12 protein-coding genes are annotated in these 16,349 nt (G+C 54.2%); 7 read left to right on the top strand and 5 right to left on the bottom strand.

Annotated elements, in window-relative coordinates; all coding sequences use genetic code 11:
• The first annotated feature begins 89 nt into the window (after positions 1 to 89).
• Positions 90 to 785: a spermidine synthase gene (locus tag FF011L_RS11070; RefSeq protein WP_145351730.1), complete on the top strand. Its 696-nt coding sequence runs from the start codon at positions 90 to 92 to the stop codon at positions 783 to 785.
• A 667-nt stretch (positions 786 to 1,452) separates the two neighbouring features.
• On the opposite strand, the gene polA is transcribed toward FF011L_RS11070, so the two are convergent.
• From polA to FF011L_RS11050, 4 genes are all read right to left on the bottom strand, one after another.
• On the bottom strand, positions 1,453 to 4,278 hold the full coding sequence (gene polA, locus FF011L_RS11065) for a DNA polymerase I (protein WP_145351729.1): 2,826 nt from the start codon (positions 4,276 to 4,278) through the stop codon (positions 1,453 to 1,455).
• A gap of 403 nt (positions 4,279 to 4,681) precedes the next feature.
• Positions 4,682 to 4,909: a hypothetical protein gene (locus FF011L_RS11060; RefSeq protein ID WP_145351728.1), complete on the bottom strand. Its 228-nt coding sequence runs from the start codon at positions 4,907 to 4,909 to the stop codon at positions 4,682 to 4,684.
• Positions 4,910 to 5,105: 196 nt separating this feature from the next.
• On the bottom strand, positions 5,106 to 6,569 hold the full coding sequence (locus tag FF011L_RS11055; protein ID WP_145351727.1) for a Gfo/Idh/MocA family protein: 1,464 nt from the start codon (positions 6,567 to 6,569) through the stop codon (positions 5,106 to 5,108).
• A gap of 586 nt (positions 6,570 to 7,155) precedes the next feature.
• Complete coding sequence (locus tag FF011L_RS11050; RefSeq protein WP_145351726.1) at positions 7,156 to 8,619, bottom strand: GGDEF domain-containing protein; 1,464 nt, start codon at positions 8,617 to 8,619, stop codon at positions 7,156 to 7,158.
• A gap of 279 nt (positions 8,620 to 8,898) precedes the next feature.
• Here FF011L_RS11050 and eno point away from each other — a divergent pair, with 279 nt between their 5' ends.
• The 6 genes from eno (at position 8,899) to FF011L_RS11020 (ending at position 14,785) form a co-directional block, all read left to right on the top strand.
• Positions 8,899 to 10,176: a phosphopyruvate hydratase gene (eno, locus tag FF011L_RS11045; RefSeq protein WP_145351725.1), complete on the top strand. Its 1,278-nt coding sequence runs from the start codon at positions 8,899 to 8,901 to the stop codon at positions 10,174 to 10,176.
• A gap of 83 nt (positions 10,177 to 10,259) precedes the next feature.
• Positions 10,260 to 10,847, top strand: a complete 588-nt coding sequence (locus FF011L_RS11040; protein ID WP_145351724.1) for a hypothetical protein — start codon at positions 10,260 to 10,262, stop codon at positions 10,845 to 10,847.
• Between the two features lie 11 nt (positions 10,848 to 10,858).
• Positions 10,859 to 11,473 carry a dTMP kinase gene (gene tmk / locus FF011L_RS11035; RefSeq protein WP_145351723.1) on the top strand — a complete coding sequence of 205 codons (615 nt, stop codon included), beginning with the start codon at positions 10,859 to 10,861 and terminating at the stop codon, positions 11,471 to 11,473.
• A 6-nt stretch (positions 11,474 to 11,479) separates the two neighbouring features.
• On the top strand, positions 11,480 to 12,490 hold the full coding sequence (locus FF011L_RS11030; protein ID WP_145351722.1) for a DNA polymerase III subunit: 1,011 nt from the start codon (positions 11,480 to 11,482) through the stop codon (positions 12,488 to 12,490).
• Positions 12,491 to 12,897: 407 nt separating this feature from the next.
• A complete protein-coding gene (locus FF011L_RS11025; protein ID WP_145351721.1) occupies positions 12,898 to 14,478 on the top strand; it encodes an IS1182 family transposase in 1,581 nt (526 codons plus the stop codon).
• A gap of 112 nt (positions 14,479 to 14,590) precedes the next feature.
• The gene (locus FF011L_RS11020; RefSeq protein ID WP_145351720.1) at positions 14,591 to 14,785 is read left to right on the top strand and encodes a hypothetical protein; all 195 of its coding nucleotides are present in this window, start codon (positions 14,591 to 14,593) and stop codon (positions 14,783 to 14,785) included.
• 34 nt (positions 14,786 to 14,819) lie between these two features.
• Here FF011L_RS11020 and FF011L_RS11015 read toward each other — a convergent pair whose 3' ends face one another.
• On the bottom strand, positions 14,820 to 16,232 hold the full coding sequence (locus FF011L_RS11015) for a UTP--glucose-1-phosphate uridylyltransferase (protein ID WP_145351719.1): 1,413 nt from the start codon (positions 16,230 to 16,232) through the stop codon (positions 14,820 to 14,822).
• Between the last annotated feature and the right edge of the window lie 117 nt (positions 16,233 to 16,349).

The following is a 16,349-nucleotide window of genomic DNA, read 5'->3' as shown; positions in this document are numbered from 1 at the left end:
ACGCGAATTCTGCCCGCCATCGATACGTCTGTTGACGGTATTGCTGAATCCATTGTCAGCTTCTATCCAGATGTCAAGGAATCGATCTTATGAGCCGACCTAACTTGGAAATCTTGGCATACGAAGAAACAAAGCTGGGGCCGCTATGTCTTCGTCGCCGCGAACTGTTGTCAGACCCAGGGACCGTGGTCACGGAAGTGACCCTAAACCACGAATTCCTGATGAGCAGTTACAACACCGATTCGGAACGAGCGATTTCGAATCGCTCCATCGAGATCCACGGCGGCAGCAACCTAAAAGCGTTGGTCGGCGGCTTCGGTCTTGGATACACCGCCTGGGAACTGTTGCAACATGCGAACGTTGCATCGGTCGAGGTTGTCGAATATTTGCCGCAGGTCCTTGACTGGCTGCGTGAAGGGCTGATTCCCTTATCAAAGGAATTGAACGCCGTCCCACACCTGCGACTTACCCCCGGCGACATCTATCAACGACTGCAGAGCGATCCCAAGGAAGAATTCGATTTAATCGTTATCGACGTCGATCATTCTCCAAGCGATCAACTGGACGAAGACGAACATGAATTTTATACAGCGAAGGGCCTAGCCAAAGCCAAAGCACACTTAACCGACGGCGGCGTCCTGGCCGTCTGGTCCTACGATGAAAGCAGCCCTTTCTCCGAAGCATTAAAGCAATCGTTCGACTCCGTTTACGTAGAACCAATCCGAACATTCAACGCCCTGGTCAATCACGAACAAACCGATTGGCTATTCTTCGGCGTCAAATAAAAAACGGATTAAAATTTCCCTCATGTGCAAATCGCCCCCGCATCACGGGACCTTTCATTCGCGTAGATTAGCGTCATTCGCGGGCAAAAACACCATGCACAAATTTGCCCGCGAATAACGCGAATCGATGCGCCAGGTTACCTGAGCGAAAAATGAATGGCTTGATTGGGATCGTCTTGGAATCGAACGCGCATCACGGGTACTTTCATTCGCGTAGATTAGCGTGATTCGCGGGCAAAATACCATGCGCATATTTGCCCGCTAATAACGCGAATTTCGCGAATAGTTGCGCCAGGTTGCCTCGGACAAACCGAATGGCTTGCTTGGGATCGTGTTGGCATCGACCGCGCATCACCAGTCCTTTTATTCGCGTAGATTAGCGTCATTCGCGGGCAACAACACCATGCACAAATTTGCCCGCTAATAACGCGAATTTCGCGAATCGATGCGCCAGGTTACCTGAGCGAAAAATGAATGGCTTGATTGGGATCGTGTTGGAATCGAACGCCCATCACGGATACCTTCATTCGCGTAGATTAGCGTGATTCGCGGGCAAAAATACCATGCGCCTATTTGCCCGCCAATAACGGGAATCGATACGTCAGCTTGCCTCGGGAAAATTAAACTGGCAACTTCCGGTCAGATTGAGCGTGTGTTCGAATCGCCTTTAGTGCGCTTCCAGCCAGTTGGTTCCCATTCCGACTTCGACGACGATTGGGACCGACATGGGAAGCGCGTTTCGCATCGCTTCTTCGATGACGGGGATCACGGTCGCCTCTTCCTCTAGCGGCATATCGAACACGATTTCGTCATGGACCGATAACAACATCTTGGTTTCCAGCTTGCGATCCTGTAGTTCTTGATGAACTTTGATAAGCGCCAGTTTCAACATGTCCGCAGCGGTACCCTGAATTGGACTGTTCATTGCCAAGCGTTCTGCTGCCGACGCCAACCCTCGATTGCGGGAATCGATGTCTCGCAAATAACGTCGCCGGCCAGTCAGCGTCTGGACGTACCCGTGCTCTTTGGCAAACGCAATCGTCTCATCGATGTACCGTTGTACGCCCGGATACTTTTCAAAGTAGTTGTCGATCAACTGCTTCGCTTCGTCTCGAGGGATGTTCAATCGTTGCTGCAACCCAAACGCTGAAATCCCATAGATGATGCCAAAGTTGACCGTTTTCGCTTTGTCGCGCATTTCACGCGTCACGTCTTCCAAGTCGACTTTATAGACCTTGGCGGCCGTTGCGGTATGGATGTCGATCTGTTCCCGAAAAGCCTCAAGCATCGCTTCATCTTGGCTCAGCTCTGCCATGACTCGAAGTTCAATTTGCGAGTAATCCGCTGAGAGCAATCGATGCGAATCATCTCTTGCGATAAAGGCTGCTCGAATCCCCCGGCCGCGCGCCTTGCGAATGGGGATGGTCTGCAGGTTGGGGTCATTGGATTGCATTCGTCCGGTCGCCGTCCACGACTGCGAATAGTGCGTATGAATCCGTTTGGTGCGTGGATCGACATGGGTGGGCAGTTGATCGACGTAAACGGATTTCAGTTTGACAGCGTTGCGATACTCCAAAATATTCGCGATGATCGGATGTCTAGCCGACAACCGCTCAAGCTCCGATTCTCTTGTCGAGTACTGCCCGGTAGCCGTCTTTTTTGGGTTGGCTTCTAGCTGCATTTCGTCAAACAGTACGACTCCCATTTGCTTAGGGGAATCAATATTGAATTCATGACCTGCTGCAGCAAAAATTTCGCTCCGCAGTTGTTCGATTTCGATACTCAATTCATCCGAGTACGCTGCCAGGGCATCCGTATCCAATCGAATCCCTTCAAACTCCATGTCGATCAGCACCGACACCAACGGGAATTCAACGTCTTCACACAGCCGCGTCAGTTCCGCCCCATCCAGCTCTTTTTCTAGAATCTGAGCCACCTGCCAGGTGACGTCGGCATCTTCACAGGCATATTCAACGACCTTTTCCTGCGGCACATCACGCATCGTCCGCTGCTCTTTCCCTTTCGGGCCAAGCAGGTCGCTGGTGGGAATCGGTTGATACCCCAAGTAAATCCTCGCCAATTCATCCAAGCCATGCCGCATTTCCGGTTCCTTGACCGTATGGGCAAGCATGGTGTCGAAGAGCGGGCCGCAATACGAAATCCCTTGCCACTTCAGCAACGAGAGATCGTACTTCAGGTTGTGCCCGATCTTCTTGATTTTTGGATCGTTTAGAACCACTTCAAATCGTTTCAAAACATCTTTTGCAGCTTGCGGGTCATCGGGGCAGACGACGTAATACGCTTCATGGCTGGCAAAAGAAAAAGCCAACCCCAGCGGGTCCGCGGTGCGGGGATCCAAACCGGTTGTTTCCGTATCAAATGCAAACGCCGGCTGCGCCTGCAACTTTTCAATCAATGCATCTTGGTCTTCGAACGATTCAACGATTTGATAATTGTGGGGAACATCAACGATCGTTTTCTCGGTTACCGGTTCATCGAACAGCGATGTTTGGATTTCCTTGACGCGTTGCGTTCGCAAGTTTGCCGAACGGTTGGCCGCCGAAGAGAATTTCGCTCCGAAATATTTCTTCCCCAGCGTGTCGAATTCCAATTCCATGAACAGCGACTGCAAGGCGGCTTCGTCCGGGCCGTCCCAACGAAGCGATTCGATACTGACGTCTTGTGGAACGTCCAACTGAATCGTCACCAACTGTTTCGACTGCAACGCAAGTTCGCGATTTTCTTCGACTCGTTCACGCTGCTTCCCTTTCAGTTGGTCTGCATTGTCCAACAGGGATTCGATCGATCCAAATTGCTGAATCAACTTCTGAGCGGTTTTCGGACCGATGCCGGGAACGCCGGGAATGTTATCGCTCGCATCCCCCATCAACCCAAGCACATCAATCACTTGATCGACCCGTTCAATTCCCCATTTTTGAAGAACTTCAGGGACTCCGATTCGTTCAAAATCCGATCCCTTTCTTCCGGGCCTAAAGATCGAAACATGTTCCCCCACCAACTGGTCGTAATCCTTGTCGGGGGTCACCATCCAGGTTTCAACTTGTTGCTTGGCCGCTTCGGTTGCCAGCGTGCCAATAATGTCGTCCGCTTCGTAACCCGGGTTGCGCAGCGATTCGATTTTCAACGCAGAGAACAGTCGATCGATGATCGGCAACTGGAGTGCAATCTCCTCCGGCATGGCATCACGTTGTGCCTTATAGGCAGGGAACATACGGTGACGCTCGGTCGGTTCGCTCGTATCAAAGGCTACGGCGATGTGCGTCGGTCGCTCCTTTTTCAGGATGTCCATAACCGTGTTGGTCATCCCAAAAACGGCGGACGTGCAAAGCCCTGCAGAATTTCTTCGCGGGCTGCGAATGAGTGCGAAGTGGGCTCGGTAGACCAACGCCATGCCGTCAAGCAAAAACAAGCGTGGCTGCGAATCAAGCAAATCGGGTTCGTTGCGGGGAAACCCCAGTAAATCTTCAGTCATCCGTCACTAACAATGCTGGAGTCGCACAAACTGGCAAAGACGAGCATTGTAAGCAAGCGAATGCGATTCAGCGACCGACCCGATAAGGAACGCTGAATTCGGCAAGAACGCAAAATGGATAAACTGCGCAGGCAGTTTCAAGAAAGGCACGCGTCCGCAGACTGCACGCTTGGCTGTGAAAAAGAATGCGGAGCTCCAGACGCGAAAGGCCCAGACGCAAAAGCCCCAGGAAAGCCAAGCGGCACTCGCGTCGGATAAAATCGGTTCTTTGACCCGAAATGCCAGGACCTTTTGCGAACGACTTAGAGGGCCCAGCCGTCGCAAAGGCTGGACCGATCGCCGCGGAAGGGCTTAGGAACGCAAACGATCATAGCCCGTAATGCCCCAGTAACGACCACGGCAACTAGGCGGCGTCGCTGCGTCGCATCTGCTGATAAGCCAGCAAAATTTCGTACAAATCCGACGTCACGCGTACGGGCTCGTCACCGAAATCGTTTAGCCAAACTCGATCGGTTTGGTAGGCATCCACCAACAGCGGAACGATTTGGGCAACCGTCAGATTAATCTCGGGTTCAGTACGGCGGGATTTTTCATTTCCTGGTTTAAAAACCTTGAGACGACTTGAACTCATGTTATTGCTCATCCATCTGTGCTGTGAGTCGTGGGGCAACAAAGCAAATACGCTTTTAACGACTCGTTGCCAAGGGATAAAATCAAGCATCGCATCCATGCGACCCCACTCCTACACACGTGCAGGAGGATCCCGTCTACGAACCTATCGGATGTGTCGATGGTCCGCCTTAAGCCGAATTGGAGAAATATTCCGATTATGCCGAAACGATTTCAGGGACTTCAAATCCTTTGCGATAAGTTCTTTTCAGCATTGCATTTGCAGCTTCGGAACCGTTGCCAACAAAACGCTCGGTCTTCGGATCATGCGTCAGCACTGCCGACGCCGACAGGCTATCGGCGTTCACACCAAACGGTTTCAGCTGGGATTCCATCTGCTCGACTAAGCGAGACCAGCCAGCGACGTCGCTCGCATTTGCCAAAGCTCCGGAATCGTACGAACGCCCTACCTGGAAAGCGACATTCGCTAGGTTGCACCACCCGGTACTGTTGTGCCCCTCTTCAATCGACACGTTTAGGTTCGAGGGATCCCTCGCCAAGACCGATTCAACAAAGTTCTTAACATGCAGAGGGACGATGTTCCCTCCCTTGAACGTCCGAATCACTTTCCCATCCTTGTCGTAGGCTTTGCCGGCCTGCCGCTGACCACAGTAATAGCCTCCTTCACACACGACGACATAGCCGCTTCCAGGGTTTTTGACTCGCGGATGGATGGGGCAATTCCAGCTCCCCTTTCCGTCGGGCTGATCGGCAAGATTACTAAGTGCCATCAGGGTCGGGAATGAATCGGTTTCTAACACGGCGTAATGGACGTTCGGGGTATTCCCACCGTCGTTCCAGGCGACGCGTCCGCCAGCCGCCACGATTCGGCTGGGGGTACTGACAGAATCTTGATAGGCGACGTTGCGGATATCATCCAGGATGTGGACACCCCAATTGCCCATTTCGCCACTTCCCGTATTAAAATCCCAGTGCCAATCGTAATGGAGATTATCTCGGTACATCGCCTGTTCTGCAGCCGGTCCAAGCCAGAGGTTGTAGTCGACTTCTGCGGGGGGTGTCAGCGGGGTCGCACGGCGGCCAATCGCTTCGCGCCGGCCAAGTCGATTCGCCTGGACGTACTCGATTTTCCCCAACCCTTTGTCCTGATGTAAAAACTGCTTCGCTTCGGCTTGCATCGGATCGCTTCGCTGTTGCGTTCCGATCGTGCACACCAACCCAGACTTGCGAGCCGCCTCGACAAGCTGACGCCCTTCCCACTGAGTATGGGAAAGAGGTTTTTCAACGTAGACATGCTTGCCAGCCTGCAAGGCCCAGATAGCTGCCAAGCAGTGCCAATGATTACAGGTGGTGATCACGACCGCATCGACATCGTCGGAATCAAATACTTTCCGCATGTCGGCAACAGGGACCGCGTCATGCTTCGCAGCCAATTTATTAGCCCGCCCGGAATCGGGATCGGCGACCATCACCAGACGGACACCGGGGGTCGCGGCAAACGCGGCAGCAACGCCGGTCCCACGCCCTCCTGCACCGACCACTGCGACACGAAGTTCCTCATTGGCAGCAATGGCACGAGTCGCGGGCAACGCGCCGACAACGGCCATCCCCGCGGCAGTGGTACGAATAAAGTTACGGCGATCAGAACGGACGGTGGACATCGGGAAAGCTCCGGTAAAAAAGTCAAAGGCAAGTTTTACTGAAGGCAGAAGGGAAACGGCAGCCGGAATCCTTCCTTCAGATAGAATATGGCTGGACAAGCGACCGCTACTGCGAGCCTGTTGGCAAGATTATAGCCGAAACTGTCAGCGCATAAAAAAAGCCCCCGGATAGTACGTGTCCCAGGGGGGCGGAGGACGACGTGCTGAAAATCCGGGAGCCGGTGGTTTTTCGTTTCGACGATATCAAGTTGCATCCTTGCAACCCTCCGTCGTCGAGCGGAATGCTTATAAGTGTCGCCGATTGATGCCAACAACACGTCCGTGTGCGTTGCCATTGTTAATCGTGTCCGCAGCGCCAAAGCACCCATGCGAGACCGCTTACCATAAGCACATCGCCAGCAGAGTTAAGCCGCTTGGGCTTGCCTCACCGGCGATGAGGGGAACATACGCGGACATTGAATTTCAGGTCAAGACGGCTTTGCAAGATATTCCGTTTTTTTGGAAAGAGCAGGCCGCATTCCCAGTAATCCGGGTACCTGACGGACGAAAGTTTTTTTGGCGTTACGACCCCCAAAAACCTCCGCCGTTAAGCTGGGCAACCTTGAACAACCACTTGATTCCCACCAGCCTGTCTCGCCTTGGTAACCGCCTTCTCAGCTTGACTGCGGATTTCATCAAACGACTCATTGTCGGGAACCCAAGTGATCCCAATGCTTACAGTGATCGGGGATCCTGAACTGGACTGAGTCGCGCTAAAGATACCTTGGCAGATTCGATCTGCACGATCGATAGCGCCCCGCACATCTGCACTTGGCATATAGACCATCAAGTCTCCGTTTGCCGATTTCCCAACATGGTCCAAAGAACGCACAGTCGCTCTTGTCACACGAAGGATATGAGGATGATTGGCAGCCTTGGTGGGCTCTTGATCGCAACTGATAAGGATCACAAAAAGGTCCACGCTGACGTGCTGCAGTCGAGCCTTTAGTTCACTGAACATTTCCCGCATTTTCGGTTCTGCAGGGATTCTGGTAACCGCATTTGGAGCCCCTTCCGTACTGACAATGGCTTGCTCTTTTGTTTTCAGTGAAACCGACAACCGCTGTGAATTTTCGCTAGCGGGCTCGGTTTTCAATTGACCGATGGGGCGAGGTTTATTGCCATCCATCCAGTGCCCTCGATCGCGACCGGTCTGCTTGGAATGGTACAACGCCGAATCGGCCCGTTTGATCCAGCCATTTCTTTCTTCGCCAGGATTCCACTTAGCTAGCCCCATCGACGCTCGCACGGCCAAGTCCTGTCCCTCAAAGTGAATGGACCGCGTACCGATCAGACATCGCGTCTCCTCTGCGATCTTCTGGCATTCCTCGTAACTCTTTCCGGTGAAGACCGCGGCGAATTCTTCGCCACCGTAGCGGGCCACAAAGGCAACGTCCGAAAGCCGAACACTCAAGATTGTGGAAACGCGTCGCAGCACTTCGTCACCGGCAAGATGGCCATGGTTGTCATTGAAGGATTTAAATTTATCGACATCCAGGATCATCAACACACAATTCTCGATCGAACCGTTGCTCTGACATTTTTCGATGTAGGCATCAAAGGCGCGGCGGTTGTGGAGCTTAGTCAGCGCGTCGGTCGCGGCCTTGGCTTCGGCCGATTGAATTTGCGAAGCTTGTTTCTGAATCCGCTCCTGGGCCATGTTCAACCGAATTTGCATTTCTTCATTGGCACGAACCAGCTGGTTGACCGCCTCCAGGATCGTATCGGAGTCGAGCAGGTTTTGATTTCCCGACAGAACCCGACTTGCATGCTGGACTTTTGACTGATGTTCATCGACATCCGCGGCGACCCGCATCGAAACCTGGCGTAATTGTTCAGCGACCCGCTTCAGTTTGCTTTGGTCCTGAGCAATTTTCGCCGCGCCGTCCAGTTCGGCCCCTGGCTCCGCTTCGACCGTATCCGCGGCCGAATGGTGAGTGATTCCTCGCAAGTAGCAGCCTGCAAGCAGGCCACCAAATCCACAACTGAGGGCGACGAAAAATTCAAACACAGGAAATCCTTGATTCGCTAACTTAAAAACTTACTGGACTACGGAGCTTTTTCCTGTGTGTATGTAGGCCGGTGGATTCCGGAGTCAATGAAGTTTTGAGAAAATCGGCTGTTCGGCAACCAGCGAAGATTAGCGTTTTAGCGATTCTAGGGCTGAGGAACGCTAAGACGGCTTCGGATGCCCTAGCCATGCCCTGCCCCTTCCGTCAAAATACTCCAGCAGCCGGTCCCGCAGCGGGGCCCTATTGTGTCTATTGAGTGTGAAACCAACGGAAAAGCCATGAGCCTTATTGAATCGATCCACGCCCGCCAAATCCTTGATAGCCGCGGCAACCCGACCATTGAATGCGAAGTCGCCCTAATCGACGGCAGCTTTGGACGAGCCGCAGTCCCTAGCGGTGCGAGCACCGGAGCCCACGAAGCATGGGAACTTCGCGACGGAGACAAAAGCGTCTACATGGGCAAGGGAGTCCTGACGGCAATCGGTAACGTCAATGACGTGATTGCCAACGCCCTGCAAGGGTATGACGCCCTTGACCAACGGGGTGTTGACCTGGCGATGATAGAACTAGATGGAACGCCAAACAAAAAGAAACTGGGGGCAAATGCCATCCTAGGTGTCTCGCTGGCAACCGCACGCGCCGCCGCCAACTACACCCAACAACCGCTCTACCGCTACATGGGTGGCGTCGGTGCCCATCTGCTGCCCGCCCCGATGATGAACATCGTCAACGGTGGTGAACACGCCGACAATTCGGTCGATGTCCAAGAATTCATGGTAATGCCTCTCGGTTTCGAACGCTTTAGCGATGCTTTGCGTGCCGGAACGGAAATCTTCCACAACCTGAAAAAGGTTCTGTCGGACAAAGGCTTGAACACCGCTGTCGGCGACGAAGGTGGGTTCGCACCCGACCTTGGTAGCAACCAGGAAGCGTTGGACCTGATCCTGACCGCAATCGAAAACGCTGGCTACAAGCCCGGCGAACAAGTCTCGATCGCGTTGGACGTGGCCTCGACCGAATTCTACAACAGCGAAAAAGGGACCTACAAAATCGATGGCAAAGACCTGTCAGGCGATGAAATGGTCGATTTCCTCGCTGACTGGTGTGCGAAATACCCCATCTGCAGCATCGAAGATGGATGTGCAGAAGACGACTGGGACAGCTGGAAGAAACTGACTCAGAAACTGGGTGATAAAGTCCAACTTGTTGGGGACGACCTGTTTGTCACCAACGTCGAACGCCTGCAACGAGGCATCGATGAAGGAATTGCCAACAGCATCCTGATCAAGGTCAATCAAATCGGAACCCTTTCCGAAACGATCGACGCGATTCAATTGGCTGGACGCAATAACTACACCAGCATCAGCAGCCACCGAAGCGGTGAAACGGAAGATTCGACGATCGCCGACCTAGCCGTGGCACTTTCGACCGGTCAGATCAAAACCGGTTCAGCAAGCCGCAGCGACCGGATGGCAAAGTACAACCAGTTGCTTCGCATCGAAGAAGAACTGGGGAACGGTGCACGCTACGCTGGGCCACTCTTCCCAACCAAGTAGCCGGTACCCGAAACCAGACCGCCCGCAGGTTTTGACAACCACTTCCTGCCGGCGATGGCACAATACCAACCTCAGGATCCGCCATGACCAAATTGTTAGCAGAGCAGCCCGTTTTGTTAGCGATTGTGTTGGCAGTGCTTGGGGTTGGTTGCCTGTACGGTTGGCTGCAGTCAGGTAAACGAGCAGCGTTGCTGGCCGGAGCCCTTTTTTTTGTTCTGATTCCGCTCGGCTTTTGGATCGCCGCTAACTGGGAAACCGACCGTGAGCGAATCACGGCTCTGGTCTACGAGACCGCCCTCGCGGTGGAGCAAAATGATGCGGACAAAGTCGCCGCAGTGATCGCTCCCGAACTGGAAGAGATCCGGAGGCTGGCGACATCCGAAATGTCGAACTACGAATTCAAACGCGCCCAAGTCGGACAGATTCGGTCGCTGGTATTTAACCAAAACGCAGTCCCCCTCGAAGCTCAAGTGGATATCACGGCAAACGTGACGGTCCGCGCCCGCAGCGGCGCCTTCGGAGAACAAGAGGTCTCACGCCGCTTGATTCTCCGGTTTCAGAAAAGAGACGACCGCTGGCTTGTGGTCGACTACACCCACCTTCCTGTCATCGGTGGCCCGGATGGTTTTTCACCGCATACCGATCTGACCAAATCCTATCGCGACTTCTAAGGACCATTCGTATGTTTATCACCCTGGATGGCATCGATGGCGGAGGCAAATCGACTCAGATCGGTTTACTGAAGGATTGGCTTCTCCCGTCCGGACCGGTCGTCTCGGTGCGCGACCCTGGCAGCACGGCCCCTGGCGAAGCGATCCGCGGATTACTGCTCGATTCCGATCTAGAAATGCATCGAAGGACCGAAGCGCTCCTCTATATGGCGGCCCGCAGCCAATTGGTGGAAGAACGCATTCGCCCCGCTCTCGAGAATCAAGCGACCGTATTAAGTGACCGATTCCTGTTGGCAAACGTTGTCTACCAGAGCGTCGGCGGGAATGAATCGGTCGAGCGATTATGGGACCTAGGACAACTTGCCACCGATGGGCTACAGCCCGACTTGACCATTCTGCTGGACCTGCCTGCCGAACTCGCGATCACGCGACTAAAGGGACCGGCGGACCGCATGGAATCTCGCGGCGTGGAATACCTGGAAAAGGTTCGGCAAGCTTTCCTTAGCCAACTCTCACGCAGCGGGCCCCATCACGTCATCGTGGATGCCACCCAGTCGATTCAGGCGATGCACAACGATATCATCGAAGCGGTTCAATCCTTGAAACGCACTATGGCAAAGGAATAAGGCAGGATGGACTGGACCCAACTACTTGGACACCAACAGCAACGTGAGTGGTTTATCACAGCCATTGCTAAAAAACGGCTGGGGGGCGCTTTCTTATTCGTTGGCCCTGCAGGTGTCGGCAAGCGGACGTTTGCGAAACTTCTGGCCAAGACCCTGCTGTGTGAAAATCACTCCGCTGCCGACTTTAATCCGTGCGGAGTCTGCGAAGGGTGTGCACAGGTCGAAGCCGAAACCCACCCCGATTTATTGCAGGTTGCCAAACCGGCAGATCGAGCGATGATTCCGGTGGAACTTTTGATTGGCCCACGCGATGCGCGGATGCAGTCAGGACTCTGCCATGACATCTACCTGCGTCCTTTCCGCGGACGTCGCCGAGTTGGGATCATTCAAGACGCTGATTTTCTCAGCATCGAATCCGCAAACAGCATGCTGAAGACGCTGGAAGAACCGCCAGCTGCGGCAGTTCTAATTCTGATTGGAACCAGCCCCCAAAGGCAATTGCCAACCATTCGCTCGCGTTGCCGGACCATTCGCTTCGCAACACCCCGAGGCGAAGATGCATTGCAATTGCTGAAAATACACGGGGTCACGGTAGAAAACGTCGCGGAAGCGGAACATGCGATCGCTTTGGCCGGAGGCGACATTCATCAAGCCGTCGCTTTGTTGCAACCCGATTCAGGAACCTTTCAGTCGGGGCTGAAAACGTCGCTCGAGCGACACCCAATCGATGGCATCCGCCTAGCTCGGAGCGTTTCGACCTACGTCGACGAAGCCGGCAAGGACGCTCCCGCACGACGAACGCGACTGCGAGAAGTCTTCGGAGTTGCCGTGCAGTTTTTCCGTCGGGCCCTACGCGCAGGAGCCGCCAACGAACAGCCAACCGATAGGATCCTGTACCGCCTAAATCGCTCGCTAGATGCCCTAAACGAAATCGAACGCAACGCAAACCAAGCCACCCTCATCGAAACCTGGGCCGTCGATATCCAAAGAGGCACCAACCTTCCAGGAACCTTGTAGTAGGAAGCGGTGGCAACCGAGCGGATACAGCAAAACGTTGGTTGCAAACCAGACAGCGATTGTCGCCTTTCGCTCCGCAAAAGAACGCCTCCCAAAGCTACTTTCGCGGGGGACGTAAAATTTATGAATGAAGGGTTTACAGCAGTTGACGAGTCTACATAGGGCCGAGTGAACACGTAGCCCGGAGGGCGGCAGATACTTGCCGGCGGCGCAAGCCGCCGGAGTGGGTATCGCGAAAAGGAAAGCCCAGCGGGCGACAGAACCACCTTTGTCTGTCGCCCGCTGGGCTTTCATGCGCAAGCAAACTAGGTTTCCGTTGGCTTACCGGGCTGTTGATTTATTCTCTTTTCCACTTAGTGATTTTGGCGTTTTGCGATAGACTTTTGGCTTCTCTTTTCGAGCATTCTATGGGTTTTGCGAAACGACCACTGGACCGGCAGCAGGCGATCCTTTTTCCTGAGCGTCTTGATGAAGCCATCCCGCGCGATCATAGCGTACGGTTGCTCGACGACTTACTCGGCCGAATCAATTGGAGTCCCTGGACCCGGCGTTACAAACTGCAGAGAGGGCGGCCGCCGATCCATCCCCGAATCGTCGCTTCGGTCATTCTCTACGGGATCCTCCGTCGCACTCATTCCTCCCGAGACCTCGAAGAAGCGATCACTGTGCGCTTGGATTTTCGTTGGCTCGCTCACGGCACCAATCTCGATCACACCACGATCTGCAACTTTCGCGTTGACAATCAAGAGCCGCTCAAAGATCTCTTCACTCAGATCGTCCTGATCGCTCGGCAAATGGGGCACCTGCCGCTGGCTGCCCTAGGCTTTGATGGGACCCGAATGCGAGCGAATAATCGACGCACTGGAACTCGCACCCCCGAACGACTGCGGCAGCAACAGCAAGAACTTGCTGAACTCTATGACAAGGCTGAAGAACAGGCTCGTCAAACCGACGCCCAGCAGACAGAAATGTATGGCGAGCGGTGCCGAGGTCGTTTGCCTGAGTCGCTTCGGGACATCGCTGCCCGCAAGGCAAAGGTCGACGCGGCGGTCGCTGAACTCGATGAGATCAAAGCTCGAGGACTTAAAGAGCCAGCCCGGCTGCCCATTACCGATCCACAAAGCCGAGTCGCTCCGAACAAAGAGGGCGGCTTTGCTCCCAATTACACGCCCACCGCCACGGTCGATATTGACAGCGGGATCGTGGTCGATGCCGACGTCGTCTTCGGGCACCATGAAGACCGTGACATGCTTCAGTCGATCGACGCGGTGCAGGAAAGGTTCGGTCTCCCAGCTCCGATCGATGAGGTGCTTGCTGATGGCTTAATGAGCAGCGGAGAGAATATCGTCGGCTGCAAAGAGCGAGGCGTGAACTTGTTCTCACCGATCAGCTTAAACAAGGCTCAAGATAACCCAGCAATTCGCGAGGACTTGAGCCAACCGGTGCCGAACGAAGAGCACGACAAATTGCCCACTAGGACGGTTCGCGTGGGGGGCAAGAAAGTTGTCAAGTTAGACAAAGAAGCGTTCGTGTTCGTGCCCGCAGAGGATCTCTATCGCTGTCCGCAGGGCGAAGTTTTATCTCGTACTGGTCAGACGACGGAAACCGAAAACGGCCGCCAAGTGATTCGGCACCACTACCAATCCGACGCCCCGTCGTGCAGCGGTTGCCTGTTGTTGGAACAATGCGTCGACGCAAAAACTGGCCGCCGCAAGATTCGTCACACAGAGCACGAAGCCGATCGGATCGAGCATGCCGAAAAGATGGCCGAGGAGTCATCACAGGAAAAATATGCTCGCCGCCGTCATCCGGGTGAGCGTCCTTTCGCAGTGATCAAGCAACACCTCGGGATCCGTCAATTCTCGGTGCGAGGTCGCTCCAAGGTGCGTCAGCAATGGCATTGGCTGACCACCGCGTTGAACCTAGACCTCTTGATGGCACTCATCCAAAGCAACCCCGATCCGCCGCTGGCGTGTCCGGCATCGTAGCCCATTTTTCCCGTCCGTCATTCTTCCAACCCGCGTCGCTCTCTCCCTAGAATCGCTGCGCAGTCAGCGAACGTGGGGGAAAGGGGGAAGGCTGTCAGAAACTCCATTCGACATGAATAAATCAACAGCCCGTTACGCCAACGGCAAGTATCTGCCGCCCGCTGGGCTAAAACCACTGCACTCGACTCGGATGGGCAAGGTTGAAATCGTCACCTATAAATCCCCCCCGAGCGAAAGGCGACAACCACTAAAACCACAGCTCGCAAAACGACGGCCCCAAAATCGCTCTCGTATGCGTGCCTGTTAAACCGACATCGGAGGACGGCTCGATTCTTTTGCCACTATGCGAAATAGGTATCGCTTGTAACCGTCTTGATTCCAGGCAACTGATTGCGAAGCGAGTTTGGGTTCATTGCGAACCTTGGGTTGATCTCGACCTGCACCCCTTCTGCGACTTCGATGCCAGCCGCCGCTAGATCGCGGATCGCTTGCCTGCAGATCGCTTGCTTGGCCAGGTCCGGCGTGTCGGCGGGAGCTCCATCGGCATTCTTTACTGGCGCAAAAATGTCTTCAGGTAACCCTTCAACGACAAACGCATTCTTGGCTTGCGGCAGCAGATCAAAAATGAAACGTTCAAACTTCGTTGCGTTTGGCTCGCCCGGTTCAATCAAATTGCCGCTAGTATCAAGATGGGGAACCTTCTTATTCGCCCGATGAAATGGGAGCGCGTCCGCTTGATCACTGACTCGATCTAGAAACGGAATATCAAACACATGGACGGCGATACTTCCCGCCCATAATTTCAACTCGCCCGCGTCATTGGTTTGCACGGCTGCCGATTCTGGCAGATCACTGTATTCGATGATTTGAACTCGGCCATCTGCCAGAACCACGTTCCCCACTTTTTCAAGTGGATATCGCTTCCGGACAACCTGAGTCGTTAACTCGCTCTCGGCCGCGATGTGATGGCCGATCAATTTTGGTTCGCACAAATCGACAAGCGGATTATCGACTTGTCCATAACTTAGGTACCGAACACCACGACGCTTCGCGTCCTCTAAGCAACCCGATTTTTTCAATGCGGCGACCGTCCCACCATGTCCATCAGGACTGAGGGCAATTTCGCCTGGGGAAGCAAGCAGAACATTCCCGGACTGTGCGTCGACCGCAGGCATCGTTCCCTGGCAAAAGACATGGACATCATCTGGCGAGAGGCCCAACCACTGATTCGTTTCCCAGTACTCCACCGTCGCTTCGTGGGTTGCGGGGCTGGTCATCAGGTACAGCGGAATTGAAACGCCGTATGCGTCTCCGATTGCCAACAGACGGTCGGCAAAGATCTGAAACAAGGTCCGATTGGAAAGCGGTCCCAGCGGGTACATTCCCTTGGGGAGGTCAAACCCCAGACGCGTCCCCTGCCCTCCCGCAACGATGATCGCAGCCACTTCGCCAGCGGCGATGGCCTGCTCGCCCAGCTTAATCGCCTGCTCGGTTGACCACGACGCGCCGGTCCCATCCGCGTTCACAGCAGGTGGCGTTTCACTTCGAGCCGCCAACGCACCGAAATCGATTCCCTCCGTTTGATCGGCGACCAACTGCGAAAGCTCCGCGAAATCGATTGCCTCGATCTGAGCCTGCAGCGATTCCTTTTCGGACGCCGAAAGCTGCTCCCAAAACTGCAGCAGATGCGACTGAGAATAGGGCTTCAGGCGATTCTGTAGACTCTGAAAAACGTCGGTACTCGATGCGGACATGATCGACAAACGGCCTAAGTGGAAACAAAAGAAGCAAGAGACAAATCGGTGTGTAATAGGGTAAAGCGTAACCCCCTCATCGTTCAACACCTCCCGATGAAGTGTGGAACGCGTCGC

The organism is Roseimaritima multifibrata (assembly GCF_007741495.1).
GTDB classification, from domain to species: domain Bacteria; phylum Planctomycetota; class Planctomycetia; order Pirellulales; family Pirellulaceae; genus Roseimaritima; species Roseimaritima multifibrata.
The sequence above is the reverse complement of the archived record's forward strand: the minus strand, read 5'-3'. Positions and strand labels throughout refer to the sequence as shown.